The following is a 13121-nucleotide window of genomic DNA, read 5'->3' as shown; positions in this document are numbered from 1 at the left end:
GCGTCTGCCTTCGCGCCGACTGGGTAGGGCTGCGATGACCCATCGAAAGCCGTACTCGACAAGGAGGCCCCCGTGGCTGCGATGACTTTCCTTCCGCTCCCGGCCCCGTCCAAACCCGTGGCGGACCCGTCCGCCGACCTCGACGACCCCCACTACCACCACCCGCGGTACTGCGTCTTCAGCTCCGAGAGCACCCACACCGAACTGCCGCTGACCAGCGAGCCCCCGCTGCCCGACGCCGAGCCCCTCACCAGTGAGCCGCCGCTCGCCGAAGCCGCCCCCCTGACCAGCGAGCCCCCGGCCTTCGTCCCGGACTACTCGAGGATGTAGATGACCGCACCCCGGCCGGCCGACCCGCCCTCCGAGGATCTGTCCCGCCTCGCCGTCCTGCACGGCGTCGCCACGTCCTACAGCCCGTCCCCGGACCGCACGGTCGCGGCCTCGGCCACCGCTCTCACCCTGACCCTGGCCGCTCTCGGCGTGGACGCGAGCACGCCCGGCGCCGTGAGCGCCGCGCTCGCGGCCCGCGAGCGGGAAGTGGGTGAGCGGCTGCTGCCGCCGACCGTGGCCGGCTGGAGCGGCAGCACCCCGGCCGCCCTGGCCGCTCTGCCCGAGGGAACCCGGCTGCGGATCGACACCGAGCAGGGCGAGACCCGCGCCTCGGCCGACGGTCTCCCGCCCGGCGTCCACCGGCTGACCGCCACCACCCCCGACGGCCGCACCGCCACGGCCCACCTGATCGTCGCCCCGCCCCGCCTGCCCAGCCCCGCCGGGCGCTCCCACGGACTCCTCGTCCAGCTCTACTCCCTGCTGTCCCGCCGCTCCTGGGGCATGGGCGACCTCGGTGACCTCGCCGAGCTGGCCGGCTGGGCCGGGCGATCGCTCGGGGCCGGGTTCGTCCAGGTCAACCCGCTGCACGCGGCCGTCCCCGGGGCCCCCACCGACCCCTCCCCGTACCGCCCGTCCTCGCGCCGCTTCCCCGATCCCGTGCACCTGCGCATCGAGGACATCCCCGAGGCCGCGTACGTCGAGGACCCCGAACGCCTGCGCACCCTCCTGGAGAGGGCCGGCCGGCTGCGCGAAGCGGTGCTGCACAAGGGCGCGTTGATCGACCGGGACGCGGTGTGGGAGCTCAAGCGGGAGGCGCTGGAGCTGCTCGGCGAGGTCCCCCTCGGTCCCGGCCGGCGCGCCGCCTACTGCGACTTCCTCGCCGAGCAGGGCCAGGCCCTGGAGGACCACGCCACCTGGTGCGCGCTCGCCGAGGTGCACGGCTCCGACTGGCACCGCTGGCCGACCGGTCTGCGCGATCCGCGGTCGGCCGAGACCGTCCGGGCGCGCAACGGCCTCATGGACCGGGTCGACTTCTGGTCCCGGCTCGCCTGGCTCACCGACACCCAGCTGACCGCCGCGCAGCGCGCCGGGCGCGAGGCCGGGATGCCCGTCGGGGTCGTGCACGACCTCGCGGTCGGAGTCCACCCCGGCGGCGCCGACGCCTGGGCGCAGCAGGAGTACTTCGCCGCCGGCATGTCGGTGGGCGCCCCACCGGACGCCTTCAACGCCCGCGGCCAGGACTGGGGCCTGCCGCCCTGGCGCCCCGACCGCCTGGCCGAGTCCGGTTACGCCCCGTTCCGCGAGCTGCTGCGCGCCCTGTTCCGCTACGCCGGGGCGCTGCGCATCGATCACGTCATGGGCCTGTTCCGCCTCTGGTGGGTCCCGCAGGGCCACCCGCCCACCGAGGGCACCTACGTCCGCTACGACGCCGAGGCCATGCTCGCCGTGCTGGTCCTGGAGGCTTCCCGGGCCGGGGCGCCGGTGATCGGCGAGGACCTCGGCACCGTCGAGCCCGGCGTGCGCGAGGCGCTGCGCGAACGCGGGGTGCTCGGCACGTCCGTGCTGTGGTTCGAACGCGACTGGGAGGGCGACGGCCGCCCCCTGCCCCCCGACAGCTGGCGCGCCGACTGTCTGGCCACCGCCACCACCCACGACCTGCCCTCCACGGCCGCCCGCCTCACCGGCGAGCACGTCGAGCTCCGCGACAGCCTGGGCCTGCTGACCCGCCCGCTGGAGGAGGAGCGCGCCGAGGCCGCCGCCGACGCGGGGGAGTGGCTGACCCTGCTCTCCCGGCTCGGCCTGCTGCACGGCACGGGCGGCGGCAGCGACACCTCCTCGGAGGAGGCCGAGATCCAGGCCGTCCACCGCTTCCTGCTGCGCACCCCGGCCCGCATGGTCGGTGTCTGGCTCCCGGACGGCGTGGGCGACCGGCGCCCGCAGAACCTGCCCGGGACGTGGGACCAGTACCCGAACTGGCGTCTGCCCATCGCGGACGCGCAGGGGCGGCCGGTGACCCTGGAGGACCTGGCGGCCTCGCCGCGGCTGCACGCACTGATGGAGGTGCTCAGGGAGGGCGGATCGTGAGGCGCGGGCCTCTTACGGCACCCCGGGCGCGCGTCCCCGGTGGGCGTTGGATACTTTGACACCGTGGACAAGAAGAACGCCCTGCGCGCCGGCGCCCTGGCAGCCGGTACGACGCTGATGATGCTGCTCATGTCGTCCCCCGCGAGCGCGCTCACCCGCGACGACGGTGACGACCCCGGCCCGGGCCTGAGCGTCATCGAGACGCTGGGCCTCTTCGTCGTGGCCCCCATCGTGCTCTACCTGGTCATCGCCGGACTGGTGATGATCGGCGACAAGACGCACAAGAAGAAGGACCCGACCAGCTCCAACATCACCACGAAGGCCGACGCGAAGAGCGAAGCCAAGGCCTGATCAGCGTTCCTCACCGAGGGCGCCGCCGCGATGACCGCGGCGGCGCCCTCGGCGTTTCAGGGCCTGTCCGTCCCCGCCAGGAGGTCCCGCAGCAGATCGGCGAGCTGCCCGGCCCGCTGCGCGCCCAGGGCGGACAGTGCCTCCGTCTGGACCGCCAGCCCCGCCCCGACCGCCTCGTCGACCAGTGCGAGGCCCTCGTCGGTGAGCGTGACGTGCAGCCCGCGCCGGTCGTGCGGGTCGGGGGAGCGGCGCAGCAGCCCCGCCCGCTCCAACTTGTCCAGCCGCCCCGTCATGCCGCCGGTGGTGAGCATCAGCGTCGCGGAGAGCTGCCGGGGTGAGAGCGTGTAGGGCTCGCCGGAGCGGCGCAGGGTCGCCAGCACGTCGAACTCCCCGCGGGAGATCCCGAACGTCGCGTACACCTTTCCCACCCGCTCGCCGATCGCGTGCGAGAGGCGGTTGATCCGGCCGAAGACCTCCATCGCGGCGGTGTCCAGGTCGGGCCGGACCGTCGCCCACTGCCCGATGATCGCGTCGACGGGGTCCTTGCGCTGCCCGGGGCGTTCGCTCATGCCCCGAGTATCGGCTGCCGGTCGGTCGCCCGCAAGAAAGTAGCTTGACTGAAAGTTGCTTAGCGCTAAGCTACTTTCTACCGACCTACTTGAAGGGTGCCCGCCATGGCCACCTCCCGCGCCGCTCTCATCACCCTCACCGCCCTCGCCCCCGTCTCCTGGGGCACGACCTACGCGGTCACCACCGAGTTCCTCCCGCCCGACCGCCCCCTGTTCACCGCCCTGGTGCGCGCCCTGCCCGCCGGCCTGCTGCTGCTCGCCCTCGCCCGGGTGCTGCCGCGCGGTGCCTGGTGGTGGAAGGCCGCGGTGCTCGGCGCGCTGAACATCGGCGCCTTCTTCCCGCTGCTGTTCCTCTCCGCGTACCGGCTGCCCGGCGGTCTGGCGGCGGTCGTCGGCTCGGCCGGTCCGCTGTTCGTGGCCGGCCTCTCCGTGCTGCTGCTCGGGCAGCGGCCGTCGGCGCGCACGCTGCTGACCGGGGCCGTGGCCGCGTTCGGCGTCAGCCTCGTCGTCCTGCGGGCGGCCGGGGCGCTGGACGCGCTCGGTCTGCTGGCGGCCGTCGCCTCGACGGCGTCGATGTCGACCGGCACCGTGCTCACCCAGCGGTGGGGGCGCCCCGAGGGCGTCGGCCCGCTGGCCCTCACCGGCTGGCAGCTGACCGCGGGAGGCCTGCTCATCGCGCCGCTCGCCTTCCTGGTCGAGGGCGCCCCGCCGGCGCTCGACGGCCCGGCGGTCGGCGGCTACCTCTACCTGGCCGTGGCGAACACGGCGGTCGCGTACTGGCTGTGGTTCCGGGGCATCGGCCGCATGACCGCCACCCAGGTCACCTTCCTCGGGCCGCTCTCGCCGCTGACAGCGGCCGTCGTCGGCTGGGCGGCGCTCGGGCAGGCGCTGACGCCGCTGCAACTGGTCGGCATGGGGCTGGCGTTCGGGGCGACGGTGGCGGGGCAGTTCGTGACCCGGCCGTCGCGGACGGTCGGCATCACCGGGAGGAACGTCCACACCGGGCCGACGGACGTGCGGGGCGGGGCGCTGCGGCGGTAGGGGCGGGGCTTTGGAATGATCGGTTCATGCGCGCCGCCCGGCTCCTCTCCCTCGTTCTCCTGCTGCAGAACCGGGGCAGGCTGACGGCCGACGAGCTCGCGGAGGAGCTGGGTGTCTCGACCCGGACCGTCTACCGGGACATCGACTCACTGAGCAGCGCGGGCATTCCGGTCTACGGGGACGCCGGGCACCGTGGCGGCTACCAGTTGCTCGGCGGCTACCGGACCCGGCTCACCGGACTGCACGCCGACGAGGCCGAGGCGTTGTTCCTGGCCGGGCTGCCCGGTGCGGCGGACGACCTGGGACTGGGCGAGGTGCTCGCGGCGGCACAGCTGAAACTGGCTGCGGCGCTCCCGACCCCCCTGCGGGACCGAGCCGACCGGATCCGAGAGCGCTTCCACCTCGACGCTCTCGGCTGGTACCGGGAACAAGACTCCCCACCCGCTCTCGTAGCGCTCGCCGATGCCGTGTGGAACCAGCGGCGCATCCAGGTGCGCTACCGCCGCTGGGCCGAGCCGCAGGAGGTCGAGCGCGAACTCGACCCCTACGGCCTGGTCCTCAAGGCGGGCGTCTGGTACCTCGTCGCAGCGGTGGACGGCGCGGCGCGGACCTATCGGGTGTCGTCGATCCTCCGCCTGACCGTCGGGGAGGACGGCTTCGAGCGCCCCGAGGGCTTCGACCTGGCCGCCCACTGGCAGGACTACCTCACCGCCTACGACGCCCGCAGGCTGCGGCTTCAGGCCTCCCTCCGGATCGCTCCGGCACTGCTCACCGCACTGCCGGACCGCCTGGACGCGGCACTCGTCCGCGCCGTCGAGGCCTCGGGAGGCCCGCCGGACGGCGACGGCTGGGTGACAGCGACGGTACCGCTGGAATCGGTCGACCTGGCGGTGCCCCTACTGCTGTCACTGGGGCCGGACATCGAGGTGCTCGCCCCCGAGGAGCTACGCCGCAAGATCGCGGAGACGGCGGCGGCCGTGCTCGACCGGTACCGGCCGGCGGACACATCAGACGGGGCGGGGGCCGGCGACCTCAGCAGCAGTCCGGCGGACAGGGTCGCCGACAGCGCAAGGGCGGCAAGGACCGCAAAGCCGTAGCGCGTGTCACTGTGGTCGGTGACCATCGCGACCAGGAACATCACCCCGACCGTGGCCGCCAGCCCGCCGCCGTTCGCCAGCCCGAAGGCCCTGCCCACCGAGGCATCGTCTGCCGAGGCCATCAGCATGGTGCGGGAGGCGATCCGGGCCTGCCCGAAGAAGAACGCACCCAGTGGCACCCCGACGAGGTATCCGGCGATCCCGAACTGGCTCTGCAGCACCAGGCAGACATCGCAGAGCAGAAAGCCCACGACGGCGATGCGAAGGTCCGTACTGCGTCTGCCGACGATCCGGTAGGCACCGGCGGCCACCAGGAAACCGAGGCACCCGAGGCCGTCCACGACACCGAACGTCCCTGCGCCCAAGTGGAGTTCACCGATCACGGCGGTGGGCAGCAGAGCATTGAAGACCGTGACGACCACGCTCCCCTGGGCGTAGAGCAGGATGAAGCGGCGCATCCGCAGCGGCCCACGCGTAGCCGCCCGGGCCGGAGCCTGCTCCCCGGCGACGGCGGCCGTCGACACCCGGTCCGGGCAACGCCCCACCGCAGCGACGCAGAGCGCCGAGACCATGAAGGTTCCGGCGTTGAACACCAGCAGCGGTACGGCACCGAACGCCTGGACGCACAGCCCGCCGACCGTCGCCGAGAGCAGCATCCCTGCCTGGGTCGCCATCTCGTAGCGGGCGTTGAACCGCCGCAGCCTGTCCGCCGGAACCCGTTCCTTGATCAGCGCGGAGCTGGCCGGGAAGAACAGGGCACCGACCACGGCGAGCGCCAGATTGGCGCTGTAGATTCCGGATCCCGGGGCGCCACCGCAGGCCAGCCACAGCGGCAGCCCGAGGGCCAGCGCCGCGCTGGTGACATCGCAGCCGATCCACAGGGCTCGTCGGTCGAAGCGGTCGGCGAGCCGGCCGAAGAACGGCGACAGCAGCGCCTGTGGCCCGGCGACGGCGATGAACAGCCAGCCGACAGCCATCATGGTCCGCTGCTCCCTGATCATGAGCAGCGCCCCGACGATGAGCTGGACATTGTTGCCCAGAGCGGTGGCGAAGGCAGCGGGCACAAGCAGCCGCTCGGCGCGGCGGGAGTGGTGGCTGAGGATCATGGCACCACTGTCCAGAGGTTCGCTGACATCTTGTGTCAGTGAAGTTCTCGCGCCGCAAGGTCCCGTGGGGCCACGTCATCTGCACCGTGGTGCCGAAGTGCCCCGCCTGAGCCACAGTTGTCCGGTCGTGGCTTCGGATGCCTCTCCGAAGGGGCGTCCGGTGCACGTCCGCTGCGGAGGAGGGCAGACGAAGGGGCGTCCGGTGCACCGGACGCCCCTTCTGTCGGCGAGGGAAGAGCCGCCGGGATTACTCCCCGGCCGCCGCGTCCGCCCGCTGGGCCCGCAGAGCGCGCTCGACGCCCGCGCGGGACTCCGAGACCAGACGGCGCAGCGCCGCGTTCGGCTCGGCGGAGGCCAGCCAGGCGTCCGTCTTGTCCAGGGTCTCCTGGGAGACCTGGACCGTCGGGTAGAGGCCGACGGCGATCTGCTGGGCCATCTCGTGGGAGCGGGACTCCCAGATGTCCTTGACCACCTCGAAGTACCGGTCCGCGTACGGGGCGAGCACCTCGCGCTGGTCGGTCTGGACGAAGCCGCCGATGACCGCCTCCTGCACGGCGTTCGGCAGCTTGTCGGAGTCGATGACCGACGCCCACGCCTCCGCCTTGGCCTCCGGGGTCGGACGGGCCGCCCGGGCCGTGGCCGCGTGACGCTCACCGGCGGCCGTGCGGTCCCGCTCGTACTCGCCCGCGATCTCCGCCTCGTCGAACCGGCCGACCGCCGCGAGCCGCTGCACGAACGCCCAGCGCAGCTCCGTGTCGACGACCAGGCCCTCCACGGTCTGCGAGCCGTCCAGCAGCGCGTCCAGCACATCCAGCTGCTCGGGCGTGCGGGCCGTCGCCGCGAACGCGCGCGCCCACGCCAGCTGGTGGTCGCTGCCCGGTGCCGCCGCCCGCAGGTGGGCCAGCGTCGCGTCGGTCCAGCGGGCCAGCAGCATCTCGCGGGCGGCCGGGTCGGCGTACAGGTCGATCGCCAGCTTCACCTGGCGGTGCAGCGACTGCACGACGCCGATGTCCGACTCCTTGCCGATGCCGGACAGCACCAGCGACAGGTAGTCGCGGGCCGCGAGCTCGGCGTCCCGCGTCATGTCCCAGGCCGACGCCCAGCACAGCGCCCGCGGCAGGGAGGACTCGAAGTCGCCGAGGTGCTCCGTGACGAAGGCAAGGGACTGCTCGTCCAGGCGGACCTTCGCGTACGACAGGTCGTCGTCGTTGAGCAGGATCACGGCCGGGCGGCGCTTGCCGACCAGCTGCGGCACGGGCGTCGACTCGCCGTCCACGTCCAGCTCGATGCGCTCCACGCGGACCAGCTTGCCGCCGGCCTCGTCGAGTTCGTACAGGCCGACGGCGATCCGGTGCGGGCGCAGAGTCGGCTCGCCCTTGGCGCCGGCGGGCAGGGCCGGGGCCTCCTGGCGGATGGCGAAGGAGGTGACGACCCCGTCGGCGTCCGTCTCGATCTCCGGGCGCAGGACGTTGATGCCGGCCGCCTGGAGCCACTTCTCCGACCAGGTCTTCAGGTCGCGGCCGGAGGTCTCCTCCAGCGCGCCCAGCAGGTCCGACAGCCGGGTGTTGCCGAAGGCGTGGCGCTTGAAGTACGCCTGCACGCCCCGGAAGAACTCGTCCATGCCGACGTAGGCGACGAGCTGCTTCAGGACGCTGGCGCCCTTGGCGTACGTGATGCCGTCGAAGTTGACCAGGACGTCGTCCAGGTCCCGGATCTCGGCCATGATCGGGTGGGTGGACGGCAGCTGGTCCTGCCGGTACGCCCAGGTCTTCATGGAGTTGGCGAAGGTGGTCCACGCGTGCGGCCAGCGCGACCCGGGCGCGTGCGCCTGGCAGGCGATGGAGGTGTACGTGGCGAACGACTCGTTCAGCCACAGGTCGTTCCACCACTCCATGGTCACGAGGTCGCCGAACCACATGTGGGCCAGCTCGTGCAGGATGGTCTCGGCGCGCACCTCGTACGCCGCGTCCGTCACCTTCGACCGGAACACGTACTGGTCGCGGATGGTCACCGCGCCCGCGTTCTCCATCGCGCCCGCGTTGAACTCCGGCACGAACAGCTGGTCGTACTTCTCGAACGGGTACGCGTAGTCGAACTTCTCCTGGAACCACTCGAAGCCCTGCCGGGTCACCTCGAAGATGGCGTCCGAGTCGAGGTACTCGGCGAGGGAGGGCCGGCAGTAGATGCCGAGCGGGACGGACTGGCCGTCCTTCTCGTACACGCTGTGCACCGAGTGGTACGGGCCGACGATCAGCGCCGTGATGTACGTCGAGATGCGCGGGGTCGGCTCGAACTCCCAGACGTTGTCCTGGGGTTCGGGCGTCGGCGAGTTGGAGACGACGGTCCAGCCCTCGGGCGCCTTCACGGTGAACCGGAAGGTCGCCTTCAGGTCCGGCTGCTCGAAGCTGGCGAACACCCGGCGGGCGTCCGGGACCTCGAACTGGGTGTAGAGGTAGGCCTGGTCGTCGACCGGGTCGACGAACCGGTGCAGCCCCTCACCGGTGTTGGTGTACGCGCAGTCGGCGACGACCCGGAGGATGTTGCGCCCGTGGAGCAGCCCGGGCAGCGCGATCCGGGAGTCCGCGAAGACCTCGGCCGGGTCGAGGGAGTCCCCGTTCAGGGTCACCTCGTGCACCGCCGGCGCCACCAGGTCGATGAACGACTCCGCGCCGTTCTCGGCCGTCACGTCGAAGCGCACCGTGGTCACGGACCGGTAGGTGCCGCCCTCCTGCGCGCCGGAGAGATCGAGCTCGATCTCGTACGAGTCAACGGCGAGCAGCTGCGCCCGCTGCTGCGCCTCTTCGCGGGTCAGGTTTGTGCCAGGCACGCGGTCATCTCCTCGTTATGGGTGGGTTGCGCCATCTTTCCACGGCGACTCGACGTCAGGCGACGACCCGGGCGTCTCCTAGGGATACCCCTCGGGCGGCGCGGGCCCGGGCGAACGCGACGTCCGGATTCCGCCGGTGGGAGGGCCTCGCGCGAGTGAGCCTGATGAGCATGATGACGACCACGTACACCGCGCGCCCCATCGACCCCAGGGCCTTGAAGGAGCTGCGCGCGACGGACGACGCGGGCCGGCCCGCGGTCCCCATCACCGACACCGAGGGCGGCTCACCCCTCCGCTGCTGCCTGCGCCACAGCGAGCCCGGTGAACGCGTCGTGCTGGTCTCGTACGCCCCCCTGCGCCGCTGGGCCGCCGAAACCGGCGCCGCCCCGGGCGCCTACGACGAACAGGGCCCGGTCTTCGTCCACGCCGAGGAGTGCGCGGGCCCGGCCGGTGGGGCCCTCCCCTTCACCGGCTCCCACCGCACGCTCCGCCGCTACTCGGCCGAGGGCCACATCCTGGGCGGACGGCTGGTCCGGGAACCCGGCGCGTTTCGGCAGGCCCTCCGGGAAGCGTTCGACGACCCGGCCGTGGCACTGGTCCACGTCCGGGCCGTCGAGTACGGCTGTTTCCTCTACGAGGTGCGCAGGGACTGCGCGGGGGAAAGGGGTCAGCCCTTCAGCTCCGCCGCCACCAGCTCCGCGATCTGAACCGCGTTCAGGGCCGCGCCCTTGCGGAGGTTGTCGTTGGAGACGAAGAAGGCCAGGCCGTTGTCCGCCGTCTCGTCGCGGCGGATGCGGCCGACGTAGGACGGGTCCTTGCCGGCGGCCTGGAGGGGGGTGGGGATGTCGGAGAGCTCGACGCCCGGGGCGTCCTTGAGGAGCTCCGTCGCGCGCTCCGGGGAGATCGGGCGGGCGAAGCGGGCGTTGACCTGGAGGGAGTGGCCGGAGAAGACCGGAACGCGCACGCAGGTGCCGGAGACCTTCAGCTCGGGGATCTCCAGGATCTTGCGGGACTCGTTGCGGAGCTTCTGCTCCTCGTCCGTCTCGTTCAGCCCGTCCTCGACCAGGTTGCCCGCGAAGGGCAGCACGTTGAAGGCGATGGGGCGCTTGTAGACGCCCGGCTCGGGGAAGTCGACCGCCTCACCGTCGTGCGTGAGCTTCTCGGCGTCGGCGACGACCTTCTGCGTCTGGCCGTGCAGCTCGGCGACGCCCGCGAGGCCGGAGCCGGAGACCGCCTGGTACGTGGCGACGACCAGGGCCTCGAGGCCCGCCTCGTCGTGCAGCGGACGCAGGACGGGCATGGCGGCCATGGTCGTGCAGTTCGGGTTCGCGATGATGCCCTTGGGGCGGTTCGCGATCGCGTGCGGGTTGACCTCGGAGACGACCAGCGGCACCTCGGGGTGCTTGCGCCACGCGGAGGAGTTGTCGATCACCACGGCGCCCTGGGAGGCGACCTTCTCGGCCAGCGCCTTGGACGTGGCACCGCCCGCGGAGAACAGCACGATGTCCAGGCCGGTGTAGTCGGCGGTCGCCGCGTCCTCCACCGTCACGCCGTCCAGCTGTGTGCCCGCGGAACGGGCCGAGGCGAACAGGCGCAGCTCCGTGACCGGGAAGTTCCGCTCCGTGAGGATCCTGCGCATGACCGTGCCCACCTGTCCGGTGGCTCCGACGATTCCGACCCTCACGGTGACTCCCTCTCCTGCGTCTCTTCACGTGCTCGTTGCTTGGCCGAGGCTTTTCCATCATGCGGCCGACCATGGCCCGCCTGTCCACTTCTTTCCCCGGTCTGCCCGGAGAGTGGGACGGCTCGTCCCGTTTCATGGTTGCGGACCTGCGGTGTCGACCCCGCTGAGCTGGAGGAATTCGTCCGGCGGGGGTCGTGCGCCGCAAGCTCGCCTGCCCATGCCGGTCTCGGCCACACGGAAGTGTGATGTACGCCTCTGCCGTCCCCGCGGAACTCGCCGTGACGACGGCCGAACGTTCCGGGCCGTGCCGGCGTCGTAGGAGAAACACGGTGAGGGGGGTGGCTTGTGCTGTTGCGCGGAAGGGCACGGCGCGGCCGGGAGGCGCATGCCGCGACCGGCGACGATCCGCAGAGCGGGGCGGATCCGCTGGACGCGGCGCAGGAGCGTCGGGTGCGGGCGGTGCTGGCACTCGGCGGAGTACCGCAGGCGGACCTGCCGGACGGGGTGCAGCAGGTCCGCCTGCGGTTGCTGGAGCGGGCCGCGAGCGGCCGGGAGGCACCGCGGGACGTCTCGGCGTGGGCGGCGGTCGTCGCCTCCAACCTGGCGATGGACTGGCACCGGGCCAAACGCCGCCAGGAACGGCTCGGGGAGCGGCTGGCCGCCCTGCGCCAGCCGGCGCATCCCTCCGGCGAGGACAGCAGTGTGCTGTCCGTCGCCGTCGCCCAGGGCCTGGACGAGCTGCCCGCCGCCCAGCGGCAGGTCGTCGTCCTGCGCTTCTACGCCGACCTGCCGGTCCGCTCCATCGCCGAACAGCTCGGCGTCCCGGAGGGCACGGTCAAGAGCCGGCTGCACACCGCGGTACGGGCGTTGCGCGCCCGCCTGCACGAGGACGAGGTGGTGTGACGTGACCGCCCGGAACGATGACGACCGGCGCCGAGGAGAGCGTGACGGCGGCGGTGAGTACGACGGCATGGACGCGCTGATGGCCGTGCTCGTCGGGGACCCCGTGCCGGAGGAGGCCCGCGGGGACGCGGCCTACCGGGCCGCCCATGACGCGGCCGCGGCGGACGTGGCACTGCTGCGGCGCCAGCTGGGGCTGCTCGGGGACGTGCTGGCGCGGACCGGTGAGACGGAGGAAGCCGGGGCGGAGGCCGGGGACCCGGCTGCGCGAGCGGCGACAGCGGGACCGGTCGACGACGCCCCGCCTGCCGCGGACACGGCCGGCCCGGGGGCCGGCGGCGGCTCGCCACCGAGGGGGGCGTCCGCGGAGCGCGGGGCCGGGGAGGCGGACGGCACGTCGCCGGTGCCGGCGGTGTCGGCCGGGTCCGGGACCGGCGGGGTGCCCGCAGCGGCCGGAGACGGGGCGGGGGCCGAGTCGGACGCGAGGGGCGGCGTCGGCGCCGCGCCGGGTGCGGGCGGTGGTGACCAGGGTGCCGCGCCGGGCGTGGGGGACGGGGGGCACGGGCCCCGGCCGGGCGCGCGCGGGGCGACGGTCACGTCGTTGCCCTCGCGGCGTCGCGCCCGGCCGAAACCGCTCACCGTGGCGCTGAAGGGACTCGTCGCCGCTGCCGGGGCCACCGTCGTGATCGGGATGGGCTGGCTCGTGGTCCAGAGCGATGGAGCCGGGGGCGACCAGGACTCCGGGTCGGCCGCCGCCGACAGTGCCGGCCGGCCGCAGGCCGGTGCGGAGGCCAAGGTCAGTCACGCCGGGTACCTCGCCTGCGCCCGGCTCGTGGTCGAGGGCACGGTCGCCGAGGTCGAGACCGTCCCCGGTACCGGCCAGGACCGCGTCACCCTCGACGTGGACCGGTACTACAAGCCCGCCAAGGGGCGAGACCGGGTCTCCTTCCCCTTGGACAGCGACGCCGAGCCCCGGCTGCGCGCGGGCGACCACGTCCTGGTCGGGATCCCGCAGGGACAGGCCGAGCCGGACCTGTGGGCGACGGGGGAGAAGGAGATCACCCGCGACCGGGCGTGGATCACCGCCGGCCTGCCCGAGTCACGCACCCTGCCCTGCCCGTAGTCCCACCC

At 73.0% G+C, this 13121-nt stretch carries 11 protein-coding genes and 1 pseudogene; 8 read left to right on the top strand and 4 right to left on the bottom strand.

All coding sequences use genetic code 11. The features are described from left to right. The first annotated feature begins 72 nt into the window (after positions 1-72). From ACFY9E_RS10365 to ACFY9E_RS10355, 3 genes are all read left to right on the top strand, one after another. On the top strand, positions 73-330 hold the full coding sequence (locus ACFY9E_RS10365) for a hypothetical protein (protein ID WP_390981308.1): 258 nt from the start codon (positions 73-75) through the stop codon (positions 328-330). Next, positions 331-2415: a 4-alpha-glucanotransferase gene (gene malQ, locus ACFY9E_RS10360; RefSeq protein WP_390981306.1), complete on the top strand. Its 2085-nt coding sequence runs from the start codon at positions 331-333 to the stop codon at positions 2413-2415. Positions 2416-2478: 63 nt separating this feature from the next. Then, positions 2479-2766, top strand: coding sequence for a hypothetical protein (locus ACFY9E_RS10355; protein WP_390981304.1), 288 nt, complete (start codon positions 2479-2481; stop codon positions 2764-2766). A 56-nt stretch (positions 2767-2822) separates the two neighbouring features. Here ACFY9E_RS10355 and ACFY9E_RS10350 read toward each other — a convergent pair whose 3' ends face one another. Next, positions 2823-3335 carry a MarR family transcriptional regulator gene (locus ACFY9E_RS10350; RefSeq protein WP_390981302.1) on the bottom strand — a complete coding sequence of 171 codons (513 nt, stop codon included), beginning with the start codon at positions 3333-3335 and terminating at the stop codon, positions 2823-2825. Between the two features lie 105 nt (positions 3336-3440). Between ACFY9E_RS10350 and ACFY9E_RS10345 the strand changes: the two genes are divergently transcribed. Next, positions 3441-4376: an EamA family transporter gene (locus ACFY9E_RS10345; protein ID WP_390981300.1), complete on the top strand. Its 936-nt coding sequence runs from the start codon at positions 3441-3443 to the stop codon at positions 4374-4376. Positions 4377-4402: 26 nt separating this feature from the next. Beyond that, positions 4403-5473, top strand: coding sequence for a WYL domain-containing protein (locus tag ACFY9E_RS10340; RefSeq protein ID WP_390981298.1), 1071 nt, complete (start codon positions 4403-4405; stop codon positions 5471-5473). A gap of 83 nt (positions 5474-5556) precedes the next feature. On the opposite strand, the pseudogene ACFY9E_RS10335 reads toward ACFY9E_RS10340, so the two are convergent. Then, positions 5557-6579: pseudogene (locus tag ACFY9E_RS10335) on the bottom strand (MFS transporter); the annotation flags it as partial. Between the two features lie 247 nt (positions 6580-6826). Next, on the bottom strand, positions 6827-9406 hold the full coding sequence (gene pepN / locus ACFY9E_RS10330; protein ID WP_390981296.1) for an aminopeptidase N: 2580 nt from the start codon (positions 9404-9406) through the stop codon (positions 6827-6829). Positions 9407-9579: 173 nt separating this feature from the next. Between pepN and ACFY9E_RS10325 the strand changes: the two genes are divergently transcribed. Next, positions 9580-10113: a DUF1203 domain-containing protein gene (locus ACFY9E_RS10325; RefSeq protein WP_390982050.1), complete on the top strand. Its 534-nt coding sequence runs from the start codon at positions 9580-9582 to the stop codon at positions 10111-10113. On the opposite strand, the gene ACFY9E_RS10320 is transcribed toward ACFY9E_RS10325, so the two are convergent. Next, positions 10074-11090: an aspartate-semialdehyde dehydrogenase gene (locus ACFY9E_RS10320; RefSeq protein ID WP_390981294.1), complete on the bottom strand. Its 1017-nt coding sequence runs from the start codon at positions 11088-11090 to the stop codon at positions 10074-10076. The two genes, ACFY9E_RS10325 and ACFY9E_RS10320, sit on opposite strands and share 40 nt — an antisense overlap. 348 nt (positions 11091-11438) lie before the next feature. On the opposite strand from ACFY9E_RS10320, the gene ACFY9E_RS10315 reads away from it, so the two are divergent. Together ACFY9E_RS10315 and ACFY9E_RS10310 are read left to right on the top strand one after the other, a co-directional pair. Next, positions 11439-11993: a sigma-70 family RNA polymerase sigma factor gene (locus ACFY9E_RS10315; RefSeq protein WP_390982047.1), complete on the top strand. Its 555-nt coding sequence runs from the start codon at positions 11439-11441 to the stop codon at positions 11991-11993. Position 11994: 1 nt separating this feature from the next. Next, the gene (locus ACFY9E_RS10310) at positions 11995-13113 is read left to right on the top strand and encodes a hypothetical protein (RefSeq protein ID WP_390981292.1); all 1119 of its coding nucleotides are present in this window, start codon (positions 11995-11997) and stop codon (positions 13111-13113) included. Positions 13114-13121 lie beyond the last annotated feature (8 nt).

Source organism: Streptomyces sp. NPDC012466, assembly GCF_042955215.1.
In the GTDB taxonomy this organism is placed as follows: domain Bacteria; phylum Actinomycetota; class Actinomycetes; order Streptomycetales; family Streptomycetaceae; genus Streptomyces.
This window is presented reverse-complemented; position numbering and strand designations above follow the sequence as displayed.